Here is a 20,800-nt window from a genome sequence, read left to right as displayed (position 1 = left end):
ATGCAGCCAACCGTCACGGCCGACCAGGCGGCCCAGCCCGTCGAGGCCGAACGTCCGCTGCTCAGCTACCGCGACGAGGCGACCGGCGAGCGCGTCGACCTCACCGCACAGCAGGTCGGTCAGTGGGCGGCACGCAGCGCGAGCCTGCTGCGGGACGGCTGCCGACTGGGCCCCGGCAGCCGCGTAGCGGTCCTGCTGCCGCCGCACTGGCGTACCGCCGCGGTGTTGTTGGGCGCCTGGGCCTCGGGCCTGGCGGTGTCGTTCCGACCGCGCGCCACAGCGGGCCTGGCGGTGCTCGAACCGGGCGGCGATCGGCCGTTCGACGCGGTCTTCGTGACGCCGGAGCGGCAGGACGACTGGCTGGAGGACGTGCCGGACGCGCCGCACCGCTATCTCGTCGGCACCGGGCCGGGGCGGCTGGACGACGTGCCGTTGGGCTGGTTGGACTGGTCCGCCGAGGTGCTTCGACACGGCGACGGCGTGCCCGACCACACCGCCATCCACCCGTCTGATCCGGCCACCGCGGACGGCACCACCTACGGTCAGTGGGGTGCGCTCGCCCAGGAGTTCGCCACGATGCTGGACCTGCGCGCCGGCGACCGCCTCCTGGTCGACGCCGCCGAGACCGAGCAGCCACTGAAGTGGTTGCTCGCGCCGCTCTCGGCCGGCGCGTCAGTGGTGATCAGCGCCAACCTCGACCCGGCGCGGCGGGACGCGGTCGTCGCCGCCGAACAGGTGACCCGGGTCCTCTAAAGAGTGGAGTACTGGTACTGCGGGTAGTACCATTGCTGGGTGCCCTCGATAGCCAGGCTTGTCGAAGCGATGCGGCAGCGTCAGCAGAACATCGCCTACAACGATCTTTATCGGGTGTGCGAGCACTACTTCGGGAAGCCGCGGCAGACGGGCACCTCGCATGCCGTGTTCCGGATGCCGTGGGCTGGTGACCCACGCGTCAACATCCAGGACGACAAGGGCAAGGCCAAGGCGTACCAGGTCCGGCAGGTTCTCAAGGCGATCGACAAGAAGGAGGCCATGTGATGCAACCCGACGCCCGTCCCGAGATCACGCACTACACCTACCGTGTCACCTGGTCGATCGATGACCAGGAGTTTGTCGCCACCTGCGCCGAATTCGCGTCGCTCTCCTGGCTGGCCCCCACGCAGGTGGAGGCGCTGCAGGGCCTTCAAGATCTGTTGCAGGAGGTGATCGTCGACATGCAGGAGCAGGGCGAGGCGGTGCCGCAGCCGTTCGCGGAGCGAAGCTACTCGGGCAAGTTCAACCTCCGTGTCGGAGAGAGCCTGCATCGCGAGCTCGCCATCGAGGCCGCCGAGGACGGGATGAGTCTCAACCAGTACGTCCTTCGTAAGCTCCGCGCCGCCTGAGCGGTCGGACAGCTCATGTCCTGCCCGCGCCTCGAAGGGCGCTGTTGATCAAGCGGCTAGGTGCGCTTTACGCCGGCTCGGGCCCGCTTTCGGTTCCAGGCGGTGCGCGTCCCGTCACTCGTCAGGTGGAGCCGCAGCCTTCCGCCCGTTCTCACATTTTTCCTGCTCCTACGCTTCGCCGAAGGCACGCGCGCGGTCAGTGCGCCGGCCACTGTGCACGTCGGCGAAGGAGGCATGGTGTCGAGGCGTACCCGTCGGACTCTGGTTTCGGCGGTGGCCGGCGCTCTGTTCGCCCTCGGGGTGGTCGCGCCCGGTCCGGCGGCGGCGCCGCTGCCCCGCGCGGCGCAGGCCGACGGCCCCACGGTCCCCGATTCGCGGGAGCCGCGCCCACCGCTGCTCCCCGCCGACTTCCAGGGCACCGGCCGGTACGTCGTGCGGGACCTCGGCATCGACGTGCCGTTCTCCTGGCAGGGCCGCGACGGCAACAGCCAGATGACCGCCGGTGGCCCGGACCATCCGATCTGGTTCACGAACCTGATCTACGAGAACACGCTCTACACGCTCACCTACAGGTGGCCGAACATCCCGCTGTTTCCGCCCCGCGCGTGCAGCAAAGTCCCGGGGTTCTTCAACCGCCAGATCTTCAACGACAAGCTGAAGACCGCCCGCTATGTGGGGCCCGAGATCCTGCAGGGTGAGAAGGGCCGGCACGTGGACCACTGGCGGGTCGGGGTGGTCGGCGGTTCCACAGTGCCGGGGGAGTTCTTCCGGTTCCCGATCGCGCTCGGCGACATCTACGTCGACCAGCACGACCCGAGCCGGTGGTGGCAGGTGTTGCAGTTCGGCCTGCAGAACCTCTTCGACCCGGAGCTGGACGAATGGTTCACCATGGACACCTTCGACCACCGCCCCGGCGAGGTAACCCTCCCCGACCGCTGCCCACCCCCCACGTCGTGACCCATCGACTCCGTTGATCAAGAGGTTTGCGTCGTCATCAGGCCGATCGATGACGCAAACCTCTTGATCAACACGGGCGAGGGCGCGGCCGGCGATCTTGGCAGCTACAGGGCGAACAGCAGGGCGGCGTTCAGGAGGACGACGAGGGCGGTGGCGAAGTGGATGCCGAAGGCGACAGCCTTCGTTCCGCCGTTCCGTAGCACGATGACGGTGTCGCCCAGCGGTACGAGCGCGACGATCAGCATGAACCACGCGACAGCGTCGGCGGTCGTGAAGGCGATCAGGGCGAGGCCGAGCAGCCCGAACGTGAGGTCCTTCAGCCCTTTGACGGTCAGGTAGGCGGAGTCGCCGTCCGGGCGGGCCGGCACGCCGTACCCGGCGGCAGCGGCTTGCGGTACCAGCAGGAACCGCGCACCGATGAAGACGACGAAGAGGTTGAGTACGACGGCGAGCCCGTAGGCGATGAAGGACAGCATGATCCGCTCCAATTGCTAGCGCCGCTAGATACGCGAGCGACGCTAGCAGAGCGCCGACAGGAACGCTAGCGGTGCTAGAATTGCTGTCATGTCGACACAGGGGCGCCGGGAGCGCGAGCGGGCGGAACGGGAGCAGGCGATCATCACCGCGGCACGCGACCTGGCGTTGACGGAAGGCTGGGACGCCGTGACCACCCGCCGGCTCGCCGCCGAGATCGAATACAGCCAGCCCGTCCTCTACAGCCACTTCAAGGGCAAGGACGCCATCATGGCGGCGGTAGCCGTCGAGGGCTTCGCCGAGCTGGCAACCGCACTGGTCTCGGCCCGAGCCTCCGCCGCCGATCCCCGGCAGGCGGTCGCCGACGTGGCAGCCGCGTACGTCGCGTTCGCCCAGCAGCGGCCCGCGATCTACGACGCGATGTTCACACTCGCCGTGGACCTGCCGTTCGCCAGCCAGGACGTGCCAACCGACCTGGCCCGGGGCTTCGCCGAACTGGCCGAGACGGTGCGCCCGGTCGCCGGGGACGACGACCTGGAGGCGGTCACCGAGACGTTCTGGAGCGGCCTGCACGGGCTGGTCACGCTGATGCGCAGCGGCCGGCTCCGCCGCGCCGACCACGACCGCCGGCTCGCGGTCCTGGTGGACCGGTTCTCCCGGTGAGCGTCGCCGGTCAGGGCTGACGCGGTAGTCGCGCGCACGGCGCGAGGTGGTCGACCGGCAGGGCGCACCGCGCGCCGCCGGGCAGTGGTCGGTCACAGAAGACCCAATGTCGTACGCCCTGCTGGTCCTCCGCCGAGACGGTCACCCCGCCCGGCTCGACCCGCGCGCTGAGCCGGACCAACACCCGAGCTGCGGTACGCGCGAAGATCCGGGCGCGCAGCAGCGGCTGATCAATACTGGGCGAGCCAACCGACTGCAAGGGGCTCCACGTGCCGATCCCGCCCACAATGGACGAGCTGCTCGACGATCTTCTGAAGAAGATCAAGGACGGGACCTATCCGCCAGGGTCACAGCTTCCGTCCGGGCGCGTGCTGGCAGACGAATACGACGTCTCGCAGTCCACGATCAGCCGTGCGGTGGCGAAGCTGCGGAAAGAGGGCGTGTTGGTCGGTCGTCCGGGGCGCGGGGTCTTCGTCGCGGAGTCCCGCAAGCGCTGAGTTCCGCTGATTGCCCGGAGCGCGGTGCGCGGGCGCGCGGTGCACGGTGCGCGGGCGTGTGGAGCGCGGTGCACGAGGCGTGGCTGCCCGGCGTTGCCAGTGGCCGCCGTCCACCCCGGACGGCTGATTCGTCTACGACATCAGCTCCATAGCGAGCGGGCGAGACCCCCGTCCCCCGCCCCGCGCCCGCACCCACCGCGCTGATCGACTCGGGTTCCAGGAAGCCGGGGCATCAGAGCGTCCCGGACACCGCGACGTCCTGAAAACCGAGTCGATCAAGGCCGGAAGACCGAGTCGATCAAGGCCGCACGGGTCAGTCGACGGTCGGGAGCTTCGGGCCGAGGACGTCGTCGGCGTCGACGATCGTGTACGCGTACCCCTGCTCGGCGAGGAAGCGCTGCCGGTGCGCCGCGTACTCGGTGTCGATCGTGTCCCGGGACACCACAGTGTAGAAGTGCGCCTGTCGACCGTCGGCCTTCGGTCGCAGCACCCGACCCAGCCGCTGGGCTTCCTCCTGGCGTGAGCCGAACGTGCCGGACACCTGGATCGCCACCGCAGCCTCCGGCAGGTCGATCGAGAAGTTGCCGACCTTCGAGATCACCAGGGTCCGCAGTGAGCCGGACCGGAACGCGTCGAACAGCCGCTCCCGCTCCTTGTTCGTGGTCGAGCCCTGGATGATCGGCGCGTCGAGGTACTCGCCGAGCTGGTGCAGCTGGTCGATGTACGCGCCGATCACCAGCACCTGGTCGTCCGGGTGCCTGTCGACCAGCGCCTTGACCACTGGCAGCTTGGTGCGAGCGGTCGCCGCCATCCGGTAGCGCTCCTCCGCCTCCGCCGTCGCGTACGACATCCGCTCCGCGTCGGTCAGTGTCACCCGGACCTCGGTGCACTCAGCCGGGGCGATCCAGCCCTGCGACTCGATGTCCTTCCACGGCGCGTCGTACCGCTTGGGCCCGATCAGGCTGAACACGTCACCCTCGCGGCCGTCTTCGCGTACCAGAGTCGCGGTGAGGCCCAGCCGGCGGCGGGCCTGGAGGTCCGCTGTGAACCGGAAGATCGGCGCGGGCAGCAGGTGCACCTCGTCGTAGACGACCAGGCCCCAGTCGCGGGCCCCGAAGAGGTCAAGGTGGGTGAACGCGCCGCCGCGCCGCGAGGTGAGCACCTGGTACGTGGCGATGGTGACCGGGCGGATCTCCTTGCGCTCGCCGGAGTACTCGCCGATCTCCTCCTCGGTCAGCGAGGTGCGGGCGATCAGCTCCCGCTTCCACTGCCGGCCGGCGACCGTGTTGGTCACCAGGATCAGCGTGGTCGCCTTCGCCTCGGCCATCGCCGCCGCGCCGACCAGGGTCTTGCCGGCGCCGCACGGCAGCACCACCACCCCCGACCCGCCGGCCCAGAACGCCTCCACGGCCTCCCGCTGGTACGAGCGCAGCGTCCACGGCTTGCGCCCGTCCTTGCCGGCCTCGGCCAGCTCGATCGGGTGCGCCTCACCGTCGACGTAACCGGCCAGGTCCTCCGCCGGCCAGCCCAGCTTGAGCAGCGCCTGCTTGAGCCGGCCACGCTCGGACGGGTGCACCCGGATGGTGTCGTCGTCGATCTTGTCGCCGAGCATCCCGGCGAGCTTCTTGCTCTTGGCCACCTCGATCAGCACCAGCCGGTCCAGTGCGCGCAGCACCAGCCCGTACGCCGGGTCGTTGGCGAGCTGAAGCCGGCCGTACCGGTCCATCGTCTCGGCCACGTCCACCAGCAGCGCGTGCGGCACCGGGTAACGGGAGTACTTGAGCAGCGAATCCACGACACCCTCGGCGTCGTGCCCCGCAGCGCGGGCGTTCCACAGACCCAGCGGCGTCAGCCGGTAGGTGTGCACGTGCTCCGGCGAGCGTTCCAGCTCCGCGAACGGCGCGATCGCCATCCGGCAGGCCTGCGCGTCGGGGTGGTCGATCTCCAGCAGCAGGGTCTTGTCCGACTGCACGATCAGTGGTCCACCGCTCACGCCAGCGTCCTCTCCTCGGTTGGCCGACCGGCCGAAACGGGTCGCATACCCGCTGCTGGCCGACCATCCAGTGTTGCACGACGCGGGACCGCGGAAGAAAGATGCTCACCGGGCGCAACCGTGATGGCACTCACGAACGTCTAGTAGAGGGACGACTGTCTGGGGAGGGCCCATGGAGCATGTTCGGACCACTTCCCGGCTGGTTGCCCTCGTGGTGGTCGTGCTGGTCGGCGCGGGAGCGTGCGCGTTCGATCCGCAGTCCGGCGGGAGTGGTGGCGGGGGAGCCGCCCCAGCCGGTGCGGCGGAACAGGCAACGGGGGCGGGCGACACGTCCGGGCCCGACCAGCACGGCCGGCCCACCCCGGTCTCGCCCACCCCGAAACCCTCCCGGAAACCCACGCCGAAGCCGACCCGCCCGACACCCACGAAAACCCCCGGCACCGGTACGCCGACCGTCGCCGGTTGCCCCCAGGGGCAGCACCAGCGGGCGGTGGAGACCCACCTGGCCCGGTTGGGCGGGTTCGGGGCCGTGACGGTTGACGGTCGGCAGTCCGCCGCCGACTGCGCGGCGATCAAGAAGTTCCAGAAGAGGTACGGCATTCGCCCCGTCGAGGGTCGCGCCGGACCCACCACCCTCGACGTGGCCCAGCGCCTCGCCACCACCGACACGACCCGCTGCAAGGCCGGCACCGGCACCACGTTCTGCGTGGACCTGACCCGGCAGACCGTCTGGGCGCTGCGCGGCGGCAAGGTGATCATGGCACCGACGGTGACCCGCACCGGCATGTCCGGCTATCGCACCCCGGCCGGCACGTACGCCGTCAACTACCGCAACCCCAAGGAATGGTCGAACCCGTACGAGGTGTGGCTGCCGTACTGGCAGCACTTCACCCAGGGGATGGGCTTCCACGAGACCACCACCTACCTGCACGAGAAGTCGATCGGCTCGCACGGGTGCGTCAACCTGCTGCACGCCGACGCCGTCCGGATGTGGGAGCTCGGCAAGGTCGGCACCCGGGTGGTGCTGATCGGCCGACGCCCCGGCACCTGAGTGACACTGAGCGAATCGCGGCGGTAACCCCCTGTCCGACCGGACTCTTGAGTGTCACCCTTGGAGTCCAGGGCCGGACCGGGCGGGGAGGCTGGGTATGACGGTCGACCGTGACGTGATCGCGGAGCACGAGCACGCACCACCCGACGAGGTGTCCCGAGCGACGGTGATCGCGTACGCCGTCGCGGCGACGCTCCTGCTCGGATGGTTCCTCTTCGGCTGGCTGGTGCTCCAGCAGGGCTTCGTCGACTCGGTCGGGGAATCCGCCGGCGCCGGCTTCGCGCTGCTGCTGATCATCTCGGTGGTCGGCACCGTACGCCGCAGCCGCAGCCGCAGCCGCAGCCGCAGCCGCAGCCGCAGCCGCAGCCGCAGCCGCCGCAGCCGCCGCTGACCGACGGTGCACCCCGCGCGGTTACGCCGCCGGTCAGTCCGCCACCACCGCCGCGGTGATCCGGTGCAGCGCGAACGTGTGCAGCATCTCGGTCCGTTCGTCCTCGGCCCGCAGGTAGCCGGCACCGATCGAGACCGGCTTGAGCAGACGTGACGCCGTCGCCCCGTGCGCGTCGACATAACCCACCCAGACCAGCGCCTTGTCCCGGACCGCCTGCTGGAGCACCGCCAGCGCCTCGCTGTGGGTGTGGGCCGGCACCGGGCCACCACCCAGCCCAGGCGCCCCGCCGCGCACCACCGCCGGCGCCCGTCGGGCGGCCCGCGCTGCCGCGTCGCCTCGCCGGATGTGTTCCACCACGCCCAGCAGCCGGGGCATGGGTAGCTTCGGGGCGGCCAGCGGGTCGATCGTCCGGGTGGTCACCGACACTCGGGGCGGGGCCCGCCGGATTCGCGGCCGGGCCAGCACCGTGCTGCCGGTGCCGTCCTCCTGCACCGGGGCGTACCCCGCGTCGCGCAGCGCGCCCAGCAGCCGACCAACCTGGTACTGCGTACACAGCACCGTCGGCGCGAGCCGGCGCAGCGCCAACGACTCCAGCCGCCGGTCGGCCAACACCTCGCTGATCAGCGTCTCGTCGTCGCTGCGCAGGTACGCCCCGGCCAGGCCGACCCGCAGCCCGCCGTGCTTACGGGCCACGTCGTCGATCAGGTAGGTGAGCCCCTGCGGCACCGGGGTACGTGACCGACGCCGGAACACGTCGTGCAGGTCGTCGGCCGTGTAGCCGGAATCCAGGGCCCGCCGCACACTCGCCGTGGTGACACGGTGCACGCTGGCCCCGCCGGCCGACTCCAGCTCCGTCATCGCCTCCAACTCGACGGCGAGCGCCGGCTCGGGTGGGCCGGGCACCACCACTGTCAGGTCGGCCTGCACCAGGAAGTGGTCGACCGGTGCGGGCAGCAGGGCGTCCAGCGCCCGCGCGGCACTGGACGGGTCGCCGCTCTCGACGTCGGCGTGCACGCCCAACGGGTCGTCACCCCGCCCGTCGGTCGACGTCAGGTCCCCCAGCAGCAGCCGACCGTACGAGGTGAGCGCCCCCAGCCCCGTCACGCCCAGCTGTGCGGCCTCGGCCAGCACCTCCCGGTGGGCGGCGTCCCGGCCCCGGCTGCGACGCGGAGCCCGCCAGTCCAGCAGCTCCTGCACCTCCTCCGGGGTGGGCGCCGTCGCCGGCTCCAGATCGGCCAGTACGCCGAGCACCGCCCGTCGGGTGGCCGGCACGCTGGCCCGCTCGGCCTCGGCGGAGAGCGCGGTGATCGGCCGGTCCCGGTCGTCACGGCGGCCCACCAGCCCCACCTGCCGGGTCATGGTCAGCCACGCCCGGGCGAGTTGCTCCCACCGTTGGGCCAGCGAGGCGGCCCGCCACACCTCGTACCCGCCGGTCGGCAGCACCTGCTGATCCGCCCCGTACCGGCTGGTGGTCGCACCGGGCATCTCCAGCTCACCGAGGAGCCCCGCCGCGTACGCCACCTCCAGCAGCAGCGCGGTGGTCGGTTCGTCCAACCCGGCGGTACGCGCCAACCGGCGCAGGTCCCGTACACCGATGCCACCCGAACGCAGCACCGGCGCGGGCTCGTCGCCCAGCTGCTCCAGCAGCCCTTCGGTGTGCCGGACCACCTCCATGCTCTGCCCGGCTCCGGCCGAGTCGACCGCTTTCGGCTCGCGCGGCGCGGCGGCCACCGGCGGTGGGCTGGTACGCAGCGGCCCGAGGGGGCCGCTGTCGCGGCGCAGCAGCAGGCCGACCTCGCGGGGCAGCTCCACAGTTCCGCTGGCCGTGGACGAACCGGTCGTCGCCGGGACCAGCAGTCGGTTGTCGACGAGCCACCGCACCGGGGAGCCGGTCGGCGCGCCACCGTTTGTCGGGTCGGACAGGACCGGGTCCGCCGCGCCGAGCGGCGGCGCCTGCAACGCCCCGGGCGGCACGCTGCCCACCGGCGGGCCGGCCGCCAACCGGTCCAGGATCGCCCGGGCCGAGGGCGGGGCGGCGAGCACCGTCCGTCGGAGCTTCGCCGGGTCCGCGCAGAGCGCGGCAGTGCGCGGGTCCAGCTCCGCGGCCGGTCGGCCGAGCCCAGCGGGGTACGGGGAGACTTCGTCGACGGCTGGCAGCACCTGGAGCGCGTGCTCCGGGCCGTACAGCAGGAAGAGCGCACGCAGTCGGCCCACGGCGGCCCGGACGGCCGTCGGAGCCGGCGGTTGCGGCCCCGAGGTCGCCATCGCGAGCACGGTGTCGGTGGCCGTGGTGGCGTCGTCCGGGCTCCGGGTGAGGCGGGCGGCGTCGAGGATCTGGAGGGTGAACTGGTCCAGACCGTCCAGCGCGCGGGCCACGGAGACCCGGGACTGGGCTCGGATGGCCAGGGCGGAGACGTCGGCCGGCACGGGCACGACGAGGTCGGGCCGCAGCTGGAGGAGCGCGGCCAGTGACTCGTCGGGCAGCGACCGCAGGTGGTCGGCGAGTGAGGTGGTCATCGTCTTTCCACGCTAGCCCGGCACCGGGCCTCCGCGCCCCTCGGACGTCCGGTCGGCTGGGAGTAGCCGGTACGTTTCTCGACATGCCCGCACTGACCGTCGGATTCGACCTCGACATGACCCTGGTGGACTCCCGCCCCGGCATCGCCGCGGCGTACCGGGCGCTGACCGCCAGGACCGGCGTGCGGGTCGACGCCGAGGTGGCGGTGTCCCGGCTCGGGCCGCCGCTGCGTACCGAGATCGCGCACTGGTTCCCTCCGGAGCAGGTCGAGTCGGCCGTGCGGGTGTATCGCGAGCTGTACCCGGCGTACGCGATCACCCCGACGCTCCTGCTGCCCGGTGCCCGGGAGGCCATCGAGGCGATCCGTGCGCGGGGTGGCCGGGTGCTGGTCGTCACGTCCAAGATCGGCCGGCTGGCCCGGCTGCACCTCGATCACCTCGGTCTTGCTGTCGACGAGTTGGCCGGCGACCTGTTCGCCGAGCAGAAGGCGACCGCTCTGCGGGAGCACGGCGCGACCCACTACGTCGGTGATCATGTCGCGGACATGGTGGCGGCCGCAGCGGCCGGGGTGCCCGGCATCGGTGTGGCAACCGGCCCTTGCTCCTCGGATGAGCTGCGCGCGGCCGGGGCGGAAGTGGTGCTGAACGAGCTCACCGAATTCCCAGCGGCGCTCGACCGGATGATCCAGCTAGCCTTGGAGCAGTAGCGGCTCAAGTGAAGCAGGGGTTTTCAGGTGCCTACGGGTCGAGTGAAGTGGTACGACACGGCCAAGGGATACGGCTTCGTCACGAGTGACGAGGGCGGCGACGTGTTCCTGCCCAAGGGGGCGCTGCCGGCGGGTGTCACCGACCTCAAGGGTGGCCAGCGGGTCGACTTCAGCGTGGTGGACAGCCGCCGGGGCGCGCAGGCCATGGGGGTCAAGCTGCTGGACGCGCCGCCGTCGATGTCGGAGCTGCGCCGCAGGCCGGCCGAGGAGCTGCACGGCCTGGTCGAAGACATGATCAAGGTGCTGGAGGCGAAGGTCCAGCCGGACCTGCGCCGGGGTCGGTACCCGGACAAGAAGTCCGCGCAGAAGATCGCTCAGCTGGTCCACGCGGTGGCCCGCGAGCTGGAGGTCTGAGGCACCAGGCCGGCGGTGGCGGCCCGGTCGAGCAGTGCCGCCACCGCGGCGAAACCGGCCTCGCCCAGGTCAGCGGTGAACTCGTTGACGTAGAGGCCGATGTGCCGGTCGACCACGTCGAGCTCCATCTCCTGGGCGTGCGCCAGCACGTACTCCCGGCTGGCCGCCGGGTCCGCCCAGGCCTGCCGGACCGACTCGCGGACCCAGCCGGCCGCGGCCTCCGGGTCGACCGCCCCGCGTCGGGCCAGGATCGCGCCGAGGGGGATGGGCAGGCCGGTGTCTGCCTCCCACCATTCGCCGAGGTCGACAAGCGCGCTCAGGCCGTGCCGGTGGTAGGTGAACCGGGCCTCGTGGATGACCAGCCCAGCGTCGTAGCGCCCAGCCGCCACGCCCGGCATGATCTCGTGGAACGGAACCACCTCGATCCGGGCCGGCGGTCGCCCGGCCGACCAGAGCCGGAACAGCAGGTACGCGGTGGTGCGGTCGCCCGGCACCGCCACCGTGGCACCGGTCAGGTCGGTGCGGTCCGGCCCGCCGTCACGGTCGCCCCGGGTGAGCACCAGTGGACCGCAACCGCGACCGAGGGCGCCGCCGCAGGGCAGCAGGTGGTAGTCGTCGAGCAGCCAGGGCAGCGCCGCGAAGCTCACCTTCACCAGGTCGAACGCACCCCGCTCGGCCGCCGTGTTGGTGACGTCCACGTCGGCGTACGTCACCTCGACCGGCGGCGCGCCGGGCACCCGCCCGTGCACCAGCGCGTGGAAGACGAATGTGTCGTTGGGGCAGGGCGAGATCGCCAGGGAGAGCGCCACACCCTCACGGTAGCCCCGCCCTCCGCCCAAGTTCCTCGCCCACCCCACGACTGTGATCCGCGACCGTGACGCCGGGTGGAACAACGCGGGGAAACGACTGGCCCAGCAGGGGCGAGCACCTATCCCGGTCTCCCTTTGGAGCTGATGTCGTAAACGAATCGCCCGGAGTCGGTGACCGTGGTCTGGAGCTGGGGCCACGGGTGCTCGCAGACCAGGACCCAGCCTCAGACCCAGCCCCGGCCTCAGACCCAGCCCCGGACCCGGCCCCAGCCCCGGACCCAGAGGCGGGGCCGGTTGACCGTGGCCCCCAAGAGGGTGGTGATGCCGCAGACGATTCAGCTCCAAAGGGGTCGAGGGAGTAGGTCATCCACCGGTGGTCGAGGTTGTCCACAGCGTTATCCACAGCTCCGCGCATGGTGTTGATAACTCGCTGACCAGCCGGGAACATCGGCCTGTGACCGAGGTGAGTGACCACACCGACGAGGCCGGCGGCGCCGACCTCGGGCGGGCGCTCCGCGCGCTGCGTCGGCGGGCCGATCTGAGTCAGCGGCAGTTGGCCGAGAAATCCGGCGTGCCCCAGCCGACGCTTGCCCGCATCGAGTCGGGGCGGGCGCTCGATCCCCGATTCCGGACAGTGGAACGCCTCGTCCAGGCCGCGGGTGGGACGTTGGCCGTTGGCGTCCCACCATCCGCGTCCGGCGTCACCGAACCCGCGCCGGTTCCGCACGACGACATGCGTGACGAGGCGGGCCGCCGATACCCGGCTCACCTCGACGTCTGGCCGGTGCACGAGCCGCGGGACTGGCCCGGTGCCTGGTGGGCGGAGTGGTACCGGTTGCCGCCCGAGCGGTATCCGCTCCCGCTGCCGCCGGCCGCGTACGAGCTGAACCGGCGCTATCGCGACAATCGGCGGTGGGCTGCCGAGGTCCGGCGGACTGCGCGGGTGCGTCGGGTGATCAGTGACGACCTGCCGGCCACCTGCTGGCGGTACGTCGCCGAGCTTCCCGACGGCAAGCTGGTTGGTGAGCTGCGGGCCCATGAGCGGAGCCCGTTCCTGGAGTACGGGGAGTGGCATCCGCACCTGCCGGAGCGCGAGATGGTGCTCGACGGCGTGCTTGTCGACGCCCGGTACCGGCGGTTGGGGCTCGGGCGTCGGCTGGTCACCGCGCTGGTGACCGGGATGCGCGAGGCGGGCATCGACGACGCGGCGGCTATCGCTGAGGGATCCGGCACCGACCTGCTGCGGGCGTGCGGCTTCGAGATCGAGGGACGCCGCCCGGCCGCACTGCGCCTGGGCCACCCGGGCAAACGCTGCTTCCCCTGACCGTCGCCCGGGTCAGCGCAGTGCCGGCTCAGCGCAGTGCCGGCTCAGCGCAGCGCTGGGGCTGCTGCGGTCAGGGCGGCCAGGGCTTCGCGCAGCCGCCAGGCGTCCCGGTCGCGGGGGCCGATCGGATTGGAGATGGTGCGCAGTTCGGCGAACGGCACCCCGGCCTGCGCCGCGGCGACCGCCACGCCGTACCCCTCCATGGCCTCGGCGACCGCTTCCGGATGCCTCCGACGCAACTCGTCGGTGCTGGCCGTGGTGCCGGTGACGGTGCTGACAGTGAGCACCGGACCGGCCGTGGCCGTCGGGAGGGCGGCTCGCAGTGCCGCCAGCAGACCCGGGTCCGCAGGCACCCTGCTGCCCGCACCGAGTAGCGCGGGCGGCATGCCCAACTCGTCGACCGGGATGAAACCCTCGGGCGACTCGGCTCCCAGGTCGGCGGCGATGCTGGCCGTGCCGAGCACCGTGTCGCCGACCTCGGCCCGGCCGCTGAAGCCGCCGCCCACGCCGGCGCTGACGACGGCACGGTACGGGCGGCCGGCGGCCTCGGCCAGCGCCAGCAGCCGGGCGGTGGCGGCACCGGCGACGGCCGGACCCACACCGATCGGGGTGACTGTCACGCTGCGGTCGGTCAGCCCGGCGCGGACCGCGTCCGCCTCGGCGGGAACCGCCGTCACCACCAGCAGACCGGTCACGAGAGTGAGCCGGGGGACTCGCGCCGGGTTTCGTCGTCGGCCCCGCCACCCGGGCCGCCAACTGCCGACGACGGGCGGTAGATGTGGTAGCCCGGCGGGGCGAGGCTCGGGTCGTCGTACTGCGGTGAGCTGGTCTGGGCCGGCGCCGGTGAGGTCGGTGTGGGGTCGCCGGGCTCGTCCGCCGGCTCGTCTGCCGGTTCCTCCTCGGTCAGCTCGTCGTCACCGAGCGGTCGGCCGGCCAGCTTCTCGCCGCGCAGCCGGGCGGCGGCCAGCACACCCCGGATCGCGGCCAGTACGCCGACCCCGGCGGCGACGGCGATGCCCATCCGACCATCGAACGGCACCAGCCCCAGCCCGCCGCCGGCCACGAAGGCGAGCATCAGCACCGTTTCGGAGTGGGCGAAGGAACTGGCCCGCAACCGTTCCGGGATGCGCTCCTGGATCGAGGCGTCCACGGCCAGCTTGGCTATCCCGCTGGCCAGCGCGGCGACCAGGCAGAGCAGGGCAACCATCAGCAGCGAGAACTGGATGACGGCGAGCACCGCCACCCCGGCCACGATGATCATGCTGCTGGACTGGATGGCGGTCGGCCGGTGGATGCGCAGTCGGGTGCCGATGGCGGTGGCCAGGAAGGTGCCGACAGCGAGCGCGCCGCCGACCACGCCCAACGCCCACTCGGCGCCCAGATCCCGGCCGAACACGACTGTGGTCAGGTCGCCCTTCTTGATCGCGAAGGCGAGGAAGAGCAGCAGGAAGCCGTAGAGCGCGCGTAGCGTCGCCGCACCGATCAGGGTGGCGATCACCAGCCGGCCGGACGGTCGGCCCCGGCCCAGCGGCCGGTCGCCACGGCGGCGGCCCAGCGCGCGTAGGGGCCGGGGGACCCGCTCCGGTGGCTCCGAGTCGGCCTTCGGTGGCAGCCGCAGCGAGATCACCATGCCGACCAGGAAGATCAGCGATGCGACCCGTAGCGGCCACTGCGGCCCGAACCAGAACGCGGCCAACCCGATCGGTGCCACCAGCGCACCCGCGACAGTGCCGTAGACGCTCGCCCGGGCACCCACCTGGGACAGGCCGAGCCCTTCCGGCAGCAACCGGGGCACCGCCGCGGAGCGGGCCACGCCGTACGCCCGGGAGAGCGCGAGCACCCCGAACGCGGCCGGGTAGAGCCCGAATCCGTGGATGTAGTCGGAGATCAACCAGGCCAGGAAGGCGCGGCCGAGCATCGTCGCGGCCAGGGCGTAACGCCTGCCGTGCCGGAAGTGGTCCAGCAGCGGACCCACCACCGGGGCGAGCATCGCGAACGGCACCATGGTCACCAGCAGGTAGAGCGCGACCTTGCTGCGGGCCTCGCCGAGCGGCACGTTGAAGAAGATCGTGCCGGCCAGACCGATGGCGATCAGGGTGTCGCCGGCGCAGGAGAGCGCGTGCAGGTCGAACAGGCGAACCATGCCGACCTCGCCGCCGGCACCCCGGGCGCGGGCCCGGCCGGCCCGGCGGGTCACCCAGCGGCCGCTGCCCACCGAACCACGCAACAGCAGACGGATGGCGCGAATGCCGGTGCCGACGGTCCGCCCGAGGACGGAACGCCCGGAGCGGGAGTACGACGGCATGTGCACCATCCTCGCCCATCTGATCCGGGTACGCCGCACCACCGCTGGGAAAGGTTCCCCGGGAGTCCCTGTCACCCCTGCGGGGCGCATGGGGAACAATGGTCTGGTGACCAGGCCCGTCTCCACCCGTGCCGCCCGTCTCGACCAGGTCTGCGCCGCCGCCGTCGAGGTGGCCCGCGCCGGCATCACCGAGGTGGACGCCGACGATGTCGGCGACCACCTGCAGGTCGTTGCCGAGGGTGATCGGCTGGTCACCCACTACTTCGAATGTCGCCTCGCCGGCTACAACGGCTGGCGCTGGGCGGTCACCGTCACCCGGGTGCCGCGCAGCAAGACGGTGACCATCTGCGAGACGGTGCTGCTGCCCGGCCCGGACGCGCTGCTCGCACCCGGCTGGCTGCCCTGGCAGGAGCGGCTCAAGCCGGGCGACCTGGGGCCGGGTGACCTGCTCCCGACCTCGCCCGACGACGATCGACTGGTCCCCGGTTACCTGCTCTCCGACGACCCGGCGGTCGAGGAGACGGCCTGGGAGTTGGGCCTCGGGCGCGCCCGCGTGCTCTCCCGGGAGGGTCGCATCGACACGGCGCAGCGCTGGTACGAAGGTGACCACGGCCCCGCCGCGGCCATCTCGTCCGCCGCTCCGTCCGCCGCCCGCTGCGGCACCTGCGGCTTCTACCTGCCGCTGGCCGGTGCGATGCGGCAGGCCTTCGGGGCGTGCGGCAACTTCTACGCCCCCGACGACGGCCGGGTGGTGAGTGCCGACCACGGGTGCGGCGCCCACTCCGAGACGTTGATCGAGGCGGCCGAGACCGCTGTCGACGAGCTGCCCACTGTGTACGACGACAGCGCGGTGGAGGCCATGTCGGTCAGCCGGGCTCCGGGTTCGGTGGAGGCCGCTGAGCCGGCGGAGCCGTACGGACACTCCTGATCGTCCGCGCCGGAGTGCTCCGGCGCGGCGGCCAGCTCACCTCGCGCGGCGGCGGCGTCGGTTGGCGTCGTGCCGCATCATCACGGCGAGGCCCGGGAAGCCCCACAGGAAACCGGCGAGGCAGGTCCAGAGCCAGTTCTGGTGACCGTGGTCGGTCAGCCAGCCCCGGAAGAAGATCAGCAGGACCAGCCCGGCCACCGCCCACGCGATCAACCCGGCGAGGGCGAACGGCACCATCGGCGGATCCAGTGGTGCGGGCCGCGGTGGCTGCTCGTTCGGCATTCGGCAAGCGTACGGGATCTACTTCCCCTGCCCACCGACGATCTGGGACGATGCGCGCGACAACTGGAAGATCACCTGCGAGGACCTGATGGCCGTAGCGCCGCCCGAGAACGGCACACCTTCCAACCCCGCTCATCCGCGTAACGGTTTCGACCGGTTTTTCGAGATCTCCGCCCGTGGCTCGACGGTGAGCCGTGAGGTACGCGGTGGCCTGGCGACCTTCTTCACGATGGCGTACATCGTGGTGCTCAACCCGCTGATCCTGGGCGGCGCCGTCGACGGTGACGGCAAGAGCCTTCCGATTCCGGCGCTGGCTGCCGCGACCGCGCTGGTCGCCGGCCTGATGACCATCCTGATGGGTGTGGTCGGCCGGTTCCCGCTGGCGCTCGCCGCCGGTCTGGGTGTCAACGCCCTGGTGGCGTACGAGATCGCCCCCGAGATGACCTGGGCAGACGCGATGGGTCTGGTGGTGATCGAGGGTCTGATCATCGCGGTGCTGGTGCTGACCGGTCTGCGAACCGCTGTGTTCCGCTCGGTGCCGACCCAGATGAAGAGCGCGATCGGGGTCGGCATCGGTCTGTTCCTGACCATCATCGGCCTGGTGGACGCCGGCTTCGTCCGGCGCATCCCGGATGATGCCAACACCACGGTTCCGGTCAGCCTGGGCATCGGCGGCAAGCTGGTGAGCTGGCCGATGCTGGTCTTCGTGGTGGGCCTGCTGATCACGCTGGTGCTGGTGGTCCGTCGGGTGAAGGGCGCGATCCTGATCGGCATCCTCGCCTCGACGGTGCTGGCGGTGATCGTGGAGGCGATCGGCAACATCGGCCCGTCGTTCGTCAACGGTCAGCCCAACCCGAAGGGTTGGTCGCTGAACGTGCCGGAGCTGCCGACGTCGGTGGTCGACCTGCCGGACCTGTCGCTGCTCGGCAAGTTCAACGTGCTGGACTCGTGGGGTAGGGCCGGTTGGCTGGTCGTGCTGATGTTCATCTTCACGCTGTTGATCACGGACTTCTTCGACACCATGGGCACGATGGTCGCTGTCGGCCAGGAGGGCGGCCTGCTCGACGAGTCGGGCACCCCGCCGAAGGCCAAGGAGATCCTGCTCGTCGACTCGATCGCGGCGGCGGCCGGCGGTGCGGCCAGCACCTCCAGCAACACGTCGTACATCGAGAGCGCGGCCGGTGTCGCTGAGGGTGCGCGGACCGGCGTGGCCAACCTGGTCACCGGCGCGCTCTTCCTGCTCGCGATGTTCCTGGCGCCGCTGGTCGTGATCGTGCCGTTCGAGGCGGCGTCGACGGCCCTGGTGGTGGTCGGGTTCCTGATGATGACAGCGGTGCGGACGATCGACTGGTCCGACTACGAGATCGCCATTCCGGCGTTCCTCACCATCGTGCTGATGCCGTTCACCTACTCGATCTCCAACGGGATCGGCGCTGGTCTGATCACCTTCGTGGTGGTCAAGCTGGCGCGGGGCAAGGCCCGGGAGATCCACCCGTTGCTGTACGGGGTGGCCGCGCTCTTCGTGCTGTACTTCCTGCGTGGGCCGATCGAGTCCCTGGTGCTCTGAGGCGCGTCCGGGCGGGGAGTCGATCGAGATTCCCCGCCCGTACCATCTGAATCCCCTCGTGAGCCTGGTCATAACGGATGTCGTTAGCCATGCTCATTAGTTAAGCTAACTACTGTGACGGAGCGGACGGTGACGGCGGAACGCGTGCCACCGGCGCAGCTGGCTCCCCAGCTGCGTGATGCGATCACCCGACTCAACCGGCGGGTCCGACAGGCCCGACCGGTCGGCGACCTCACGGTCACCCAGGTCTCCGCGCTCACCAGCCTGCGGCTGGCGGGCGCGATGACACCCCGTGAGCTGGCCGATGTGGAGCGGGTGCAGCCGCCGACGATGACCAAGATCGTCGGAAAGTTGGAGGACCGCGGCCTCGTGCGGCGGACACCCCATCCGACCGACGGGCGGCAGGTCATCCTCGCGGCGACCGAAGGAGGGCAGGCCGTGCTCGACCAGTTCGAGCGGGCCCGCGACGAGTGGCTGGCCCACCGGCTGGCCGCACTCGACGAGGACGAACGGGAGACCCTGCAGAGGGCCGCCGAGATTCTTCAGCAGCTCGCTCGCGCCTGAGCCGCACCCGCGCCACCGGGTCCGTGCCGTCACGTGTCGATGACGCGTACGTCCGGAGGAGGCGCACCAAGAGTGCAGGCGAAGCTGAGCACGATGTTCCAGTCCCTACAGGTCCGCAACTACCGCCTCTTCGCATCCGGGCAGCTGATCAAGTTGATCGGCGTCTGGATGATGTTCATCGCCCAGGACTGGCTCGTCCTCGAGCTCTCCAACAACTCGGCGACAGCGCTCGGCGTGGTCACCGCCTGCCAGTTCACCCCGGTGCTCCTGCTCACCCTGCTCTCCGGCCGGCTCGCCGACCGGTACGACAAGCGGGTGCTGCTCTTCGCCGCCAACGCCTTCTGGAGCCTGCTGGCACTCGGCATGGCGGTGCTGGTCCTCACCGACCTGGTGCAGCTCTGGCACGTCTTCGCCTTCGCCGCGCTGCTCGGCACTGCCAACGCGGTGGAGACACCGGTCCGGCAGGCGTTCGTCTCCGAACTGGTCGGCACGCCGCTGCTGCCCAACGCGCTGTCGCTGAACGCCGCCGTGTTCAACTCCGCCCGGATCGTCGGCCCGGCCGTGGCCGGCCTGGCCATCGCCGCGTTCGACGTCGGCCCGGTCTTCCTCTTCACCGCCCTCAGCTCGGTCGCGCCCCTGGTCAATGTCGTCCGGATGCGGACGACCGAGCTGCACCGCGACGCCCTGCTGCCTCGCGACGAGCGGGCGTCCGCCCGGGTCGTCGACGGGCTGCGGTACGTGTGGCGCCGCCCCGACCTGCTGCTGCCAATGGCGATCATGTCGGTGATCGGCATGTCGCTGTTCAACTTCCAGCTCACCCTGGCCGCGTTGGCGAAGACCGTCTTCCACACCGGCGCCGCCTCCTTCGGCCTCTTCAGCACGGCGCTGGCCGTCGGCGCGCTCGGCGGTGCGCTCAGCGGCACCGGTCGCCGTAGCCGCCCGTCGGTGTGGCTGGTGCTCGGCGCGGCGATCGCCTGCGCCAGCTTCGGCACCCTGGTCGGCCTCTCCACTGCGTACTGGCTGGTCGTGGCGCTGCTGGTGCCCACCGGCTTCTGCATGGTCTTCTTCGCCCAGGCCGCCAACCAGCGGATCCAGATGGGCGTCGACGCGGCGTTCCGGGGACGGGTGATGGCCCTGTGGGTGCTGGTGTTCCTGGGCACCAACCCGGTCGGCGCGCCGCTGATCGGCTGGGTCGCGGAGCACTACGGTGCCGGTGCCAGCATCTGGATGGGTGGGCTCATCTCGCTGGCCGCCGCGGTGATCGCCCTCACCTGGCAGCTGCGCCACTCCGGTGCCCGGCTGCGGTTCCGGGTGCTGCCGATGCCCCGCTTCTACGTCACCTCCGCCGACTGCTGAGGTTTACCACCGGCACCGGCCGCGTCCGGTTGCGCGGATCGCGCGGATGCGGCGAAACCGGTGGCGGGGTGGCACGGTGGGGCTTAGCGTCGATACGTGGGAGTCGGACGCGCGCTGATGCTGGCCCTGGCGTTCCTCGCCGTGGCCACGCTGCCGGTGGCATTCGCCCTGATCTTCTGCTACGACGAGATCGTCGACCGGGTGGTCTGCGGCTGGTCCGAGTGGCGTGACCGCCGCCGGGAGAAGCGCACGATCGCCCGTCTCGACCGGGCCATCGAGGCCGACGCGCTGACCCGGGACATCGACCTCAGCGAGTTCGACAGCGTTGACCGCCGGCCGCTGGAGCAGCTCGCCGCCGACCTGCGCCGTCTCGGCGGTCAGCGGGTCGGCGGCAGCGGTCGCTCGATGGTCTGGCACAGCGCGTTGCTTCAGGCGTACGACGACAGGCTCCGCCTCGCCTGCCGCGCCCTCGGCATCGCCGAACACCTCGCCGAGCTGGAGGGCGTCGATCAGGAGATCGAGCGGGTCCGGGTGGAGGGCGTGCTGCACGCCGCCGGGCTGGCCCTCCCCGCGGCCCGGGCTGGGCTTCGGCAGCGGCACCGCTGATCGGCCGTACGCT

Annotated in this window: 23 protein-coding genes and 1 pseudogene; 16 read left to right on the top strand and 8 right to left on the bottom strand. The window is 71.3% G+C overall.

The genetic code is table 11. The annotated features are described in order from the left end of the window. From NIE111_RS08455 to NIE111_RS08440, 4 genes are all read left to right on the top strand, one after another. Nucleotides 1–753: a TIGR03089 family protein gene (locus NIE111_RS08455; RefSeq protein ID WP_238683825.1), complete on the top strand. Its 753-nt coding sequence runs from the start codon at nucleotides 1–3 to the stop codon at nucleotides 751–753. 39 nt (nucleotides 754–792) lie between these two features. Beyond that, entirely contained in the window at nucleotides 793–1,038 is a 246-nt protein-coding gene (locus NIE111_RS08450; protein ID WP_238683824.1) for a toxin HicA, read from the top strand. Beyond that, on the top strand, nucleotides 1,038–1,382 hold the full coding sequence (locus NIE111_RS08445) for a type II toxin-antitoxin system HicB family antitoxin (protein WP_238683823.1): 345 nt from the start codon (nucleotides 1,038–1,040) through the stop codon (nucleotides 1,380–1,382). The genes NIE111_RS08450 and NIE111_RS08445 overlap by 1 nt, the downstream gene beginning before the upstream one ends. Before the next feature lie 273 nt (nucleotides 1,383–1,655). Next, on the top strand, nucleotides 1,656–2,339 hold the full coding sequence (locus tag NIE111_RS08440; RefSeq protein ID WP_238683822.1) for a hypothetical protein: 684 nt from the start codon (nucleotides 1,656–1,658) through the stop codon (nucleotides 2,337–2,339). A 104-nt stretch (nucleotides 2,340–2,443) separates the two neighbouring features. On the opposite strand, the gene NIE111_RS08435 is transcribed toward NIE111_RS08440, so the two are convergent. Further along, nucleotides 2,444–2,815 carry a DUF4267 domain-containing protein gene (locus NIE111_RS08435; RefSeq protein WP_238683821.1) on the bottom strand — a complete coding sequence of 124 codons (372 nt, stop codon included), beginning with the start codon at nucleotides 2,813–2,815 and terminating at the stop codon, nucleotides 2,444–2,446. 88 nt (nucleotides 2,816–2,903) lie between these two features. Between NIE111_RS08435 and NIE111_RS08430 the strand changes: the two genes are divergently transcribed. Then, nucleotides 2,904–3,476: a TetR/AcrR family transcriptional regulator gene (locus NIE111_RS08430; protein ID WP_238683820.1), complete on the top strand. Its 573-nt coding sequence runs from the start codon at nucleotides 2,904–2,906 to the stop codon at nucleotides 3,474–3,476. Between the two features lie 10 nt (nucleotides 3,477–3,486). On the opposite strand, the gene NIE111_RS08425 is transcribed toward NIE111_RS08430, so the two are convergent. Beyond that, on the bottom strand, nucleotides 3,487–3,735 hold the full coding sequence (locus tag NIE111_RS08425) for a hypothetical protein (protein WP_238683819.1): 249 nt from the start codon (nucleotides 3,733–3,735) through the stop codon (nucleotides 3,487–3,489). A gap of 28 nt (nucleotides 3,736–3,763) precedes the next feature. Between NIE111_RS08425 and NIE111_RS08420 the strand changes: the two genes are divergently transcribed. Continuing rightward, a complete protein-coding gene (locus NIE111_RS08420; RefSeq protein WP_238683818.1) occupies nucleotides 3,764–3,973 on the top strand; it encodes a GntR family transcriptional regulator in 210 nt (69 codons plus the stop codon). A 313-nt stretch (nucleotides 3,974–4,286) separates the two neighbouring features. On the opposite strand, the gene NIE111_RS08415 is transcribed toward NIE111_RS08420, so the two are convergent. Continuing rightward, nucleotides 4,287–5,966, bottom strand: a complete 1,680-nt coding sequence (locus tag NIE111_RS08415) for a DNA repair helicase XPB (protein WP_124854244.1) — start codon at nucleotides 5,964–5,966, stop codon at nucleotides 4,287–4,289. A 172-nt stretch (nucleotides 5,967–6,138) separates the two neighbouring features. Between NIE111_RS08415 and NIE111_RS08410 the strand changes: the two genes are divergently transcribed. Next, entirely contained in the window at nucleotides 6,139–7,017 is an 879-nt protein-coding gene (locus tag NIE111_RS08410; protein ID WP_238683817.1) for a L,D-transpeptidase family protein, read from the top strand. A 97-nt stretch (nucleotides 7,018–7,114) separates the two neighbouring features. Further along, nucleotides 7,115–7,345: pseudogene (locus NIE111_RS08405) on the top strand (hypothetical protein); the annotation flags it as partial. A gap of 96 nt (nucleotides 7,346–7,441) precedes the next feature. Here NIE111_RS08405 and NIE111_RS08400 read toward each other — a convergent pair. Next, nucleotides 7,442–9,925, bottom strand: coding sequence for a helicase-associated domain-containing protein (locus tag NIE111_RS08400; RefSeq protein ID WP_238683816.1), 2,484 nt, complete (start codon nucleotides 9,923–9,925; stop codon nucleotides 7,442–7,444). Between the two features lie 83 nt (nucleotides 9,926–10,008). On the opposite strand from NIE111_RS08400, the gene NIE111_RS08395 reads away from it, so the two are divergent. Both NIE111_RS08395 and NIE111_RS08390 read left to right on the top strand, forming a co-directional pair. Further along, nucleotides 10,009–10,632: an HAD family hydrolase gene (locus tag NIE111_RS08395; RefSeq protein WP_238683815.1), complete on the top strand. Its 624-nt coding sequence runs from the start codon at nucleotides 10,009–10,011 to the stop codon at nucleotides 10,630–10,632. Nucleotides 10,633–10,659: 27 nt separating this feature from the next. Beyond that, the gene (locus NIE111_RS08390; RefSeq protein ID WP_124816498.1) at nucleotides 10,660–11,046 is read left to right on the top strand and encodes a cold-shock protein; all 387 of its coding nucleotides are present in this window, start codon (nucleotides 10,660–10,662) and stop codon (nucleotides 11,044–11,046) included. On the opposite strand, the gene NIE111_RS08385 is transcribed toward NIE111_RS08390, so the two are convergent. Then, nucleotides 11,007–11,855, bottom strand: a complete 849-nt coding sequence (locus tag NIE111_RS08385; RefSeq protein ID WP_112677681.1) for a 1,4-dihydroxy-6-naphtoate synthase — start codon at nucleotides 11,853–11,855, stop codon at nucleotides 11,007–11,009. The two genes, NIE111_RS08390 and NIE111_RS08385, sit on opposite strands and share 40 nt — an antisense overlap. A 454-nt stretch (nucleotides 11,856–12,309) precedes the next feature. Here NIE111_RS08385 and NIE111_RS08380 point away from each other — a divergent pair, with 454 nt between their 5' ends. Continuing rightward, nucleotides 12,310–13,179 (top strand): helix-turn-helix domain-containing protein, encoded by an 870-nt coding sequence (locus NIE111_RS08380; protein ID WP_238683814.1) that lies wholly within the window; start codon nucleotides 12,310–12,312, stop codon nucleotides 13,177–13,179. A gap of 44 nt (nucleotides 13,180–13,223) precedes the next feature. On the opposite strand, the gene NIE111_RS08375 is transcribed toward NIE111_RS08380, so the two are convergent. Both NIE111_RS08375 and NIE111_RS08370 read right to left on the bottom strand, forming a co-directional pair. After that, a complete protein-coding gene (locus NIE111_RS08375; protein WP_238683813.1) occupies nucleotides 13,224–13,874 on the bottom strand; it encodes a futalosine hydrolase in 651 nt (216 codons plus the stop codon). Next, nucleotides 13,871–15,484 (bottom strand): MFS transporter, encoded by a 1,614-nt coding sequence (locus NIE111_RS08370; protein WP_238683812.1) that lies wholly within the window; start codon nucleotides 15,482–15,484, stop codon nucleotides 13,871–13,873. Before NIE111_RS08370 ends, NIE111_RS08375 begins: the two co-directional genes overlap by 4 nt. Before the next feature lie 88 nt (nucleotides 15,485–15,572). Here NIE111_RS08370 and NIE111_RS08365 point away from each other — a divergent pair, with 88 nt between their 5' ends. Beyond that, entirely contained in the window at nucleotides 15,573–16,412 is an 840-nt protein-coding gene (locus NIE111_RS08365; RefSeq protein WP_238683811.1) for a DUF3027 domain-containing protein, read from the top strand. A gap of 36 nt (nucleotides 16,413–16,448) precedes the next feature. Here NIE111_RS08365 and NIE111_RS08360 read toward each other — a convergent pair whose 3' ends face one another. Then, nucleotides 16,449–16,694: a DUF2530 domain-containing protein gene (locus NIE111_RS08360; RefSeq protein WP_091395273.1), complete on the bottom strand. Its 246-nt coding sequence runs from the start codon at nucleotides 16,692–16,694 to the stop codon at nucleotides 16,449–16,451. Nucleotides 16,695–16,782: 88 nt separating this feature from the next. Here NIE111_RS08360 and NIE111_RS08355 point away from each other — a divergent pair, with 88 nt between their 5' ends. The 4 genes from NIE111_RS08355 (at nucleotide 16,783) to NIE111_RS08340 (ending at nucleotide 20,787) form a co-directional block, all read left to right on the top strand. After that, nucleotides 16,783–18,261 carry an NCS2 family permease gene (locus tag NIE111_RS08355; RefSeq protein ID WP_238683810.1) on the top strand — a complete coding sequence of 493 codons (1,479 nt, stop codon included), beginning with the start codon at nucleotides 16,783–16,785 and terminating at the stop codon, nucleotides 18,259–18,261. A gap of 114 nt (nucleotides 18,262–18,375) precedes the next feature. Continuing rightward, nucleotides 18,376–18,825: a MarR family winged helix-turn-helix transcriptional regulator gene (locus NIE111_RS08350; RefSeq protein ID WP_030486369.1), complete on the top strand. Its 450-nt coding sequence runs from the start codon at nucleotides 18,376–18,378 to the stop codon at nucleotides 18,823–18,825. Between the two features lie 72 nt (nucleotides 18,826–18,897). After that, the gene (locus NIE111_RS08345) at nucleotides 18,898–20,181 is read left to right on the top strand and encodes an MFS transporter (RefSeq protein ID WP_238683809.1); all 1,284 of its coding nucleotides are present in this window, start codon (nucleotides 18,898–18,900) and stop codon (nucleotides 20,179–20,181) included. A 96-nt stretch (nucleotides 20,182–20,277) separates the two neighbouring features. Beyond that, nucleotides 20,278–20,787 (top strand): hypothetical protein, encoded by a 510-nt coding sequence (locus NIE111_RS08340; protein WP_238683808.1) that lies wholly within the window; start codon nucleotides 20,278–20,280, stop codon nucleotides 20,785–20,787. The last annotated feature ends 13 nt before the right edge of the window (nucleotides 20,788–20,800 follow it).

This window comes from Micromonospora hortensis, from assembly GCF_022230935.1.
Taxonomy (GTDB): domain Bacteria; phylum Actinomycetota; class Actinomycetes; order Mycobacteriales; family Micromonosporaceae; genus Micromonospora; species Micromonospora hortensis.
Note: the sequence above shows the minus strand (reverse complement) of the source record. Positions and strands in the feature narration are given on the sequence as shown.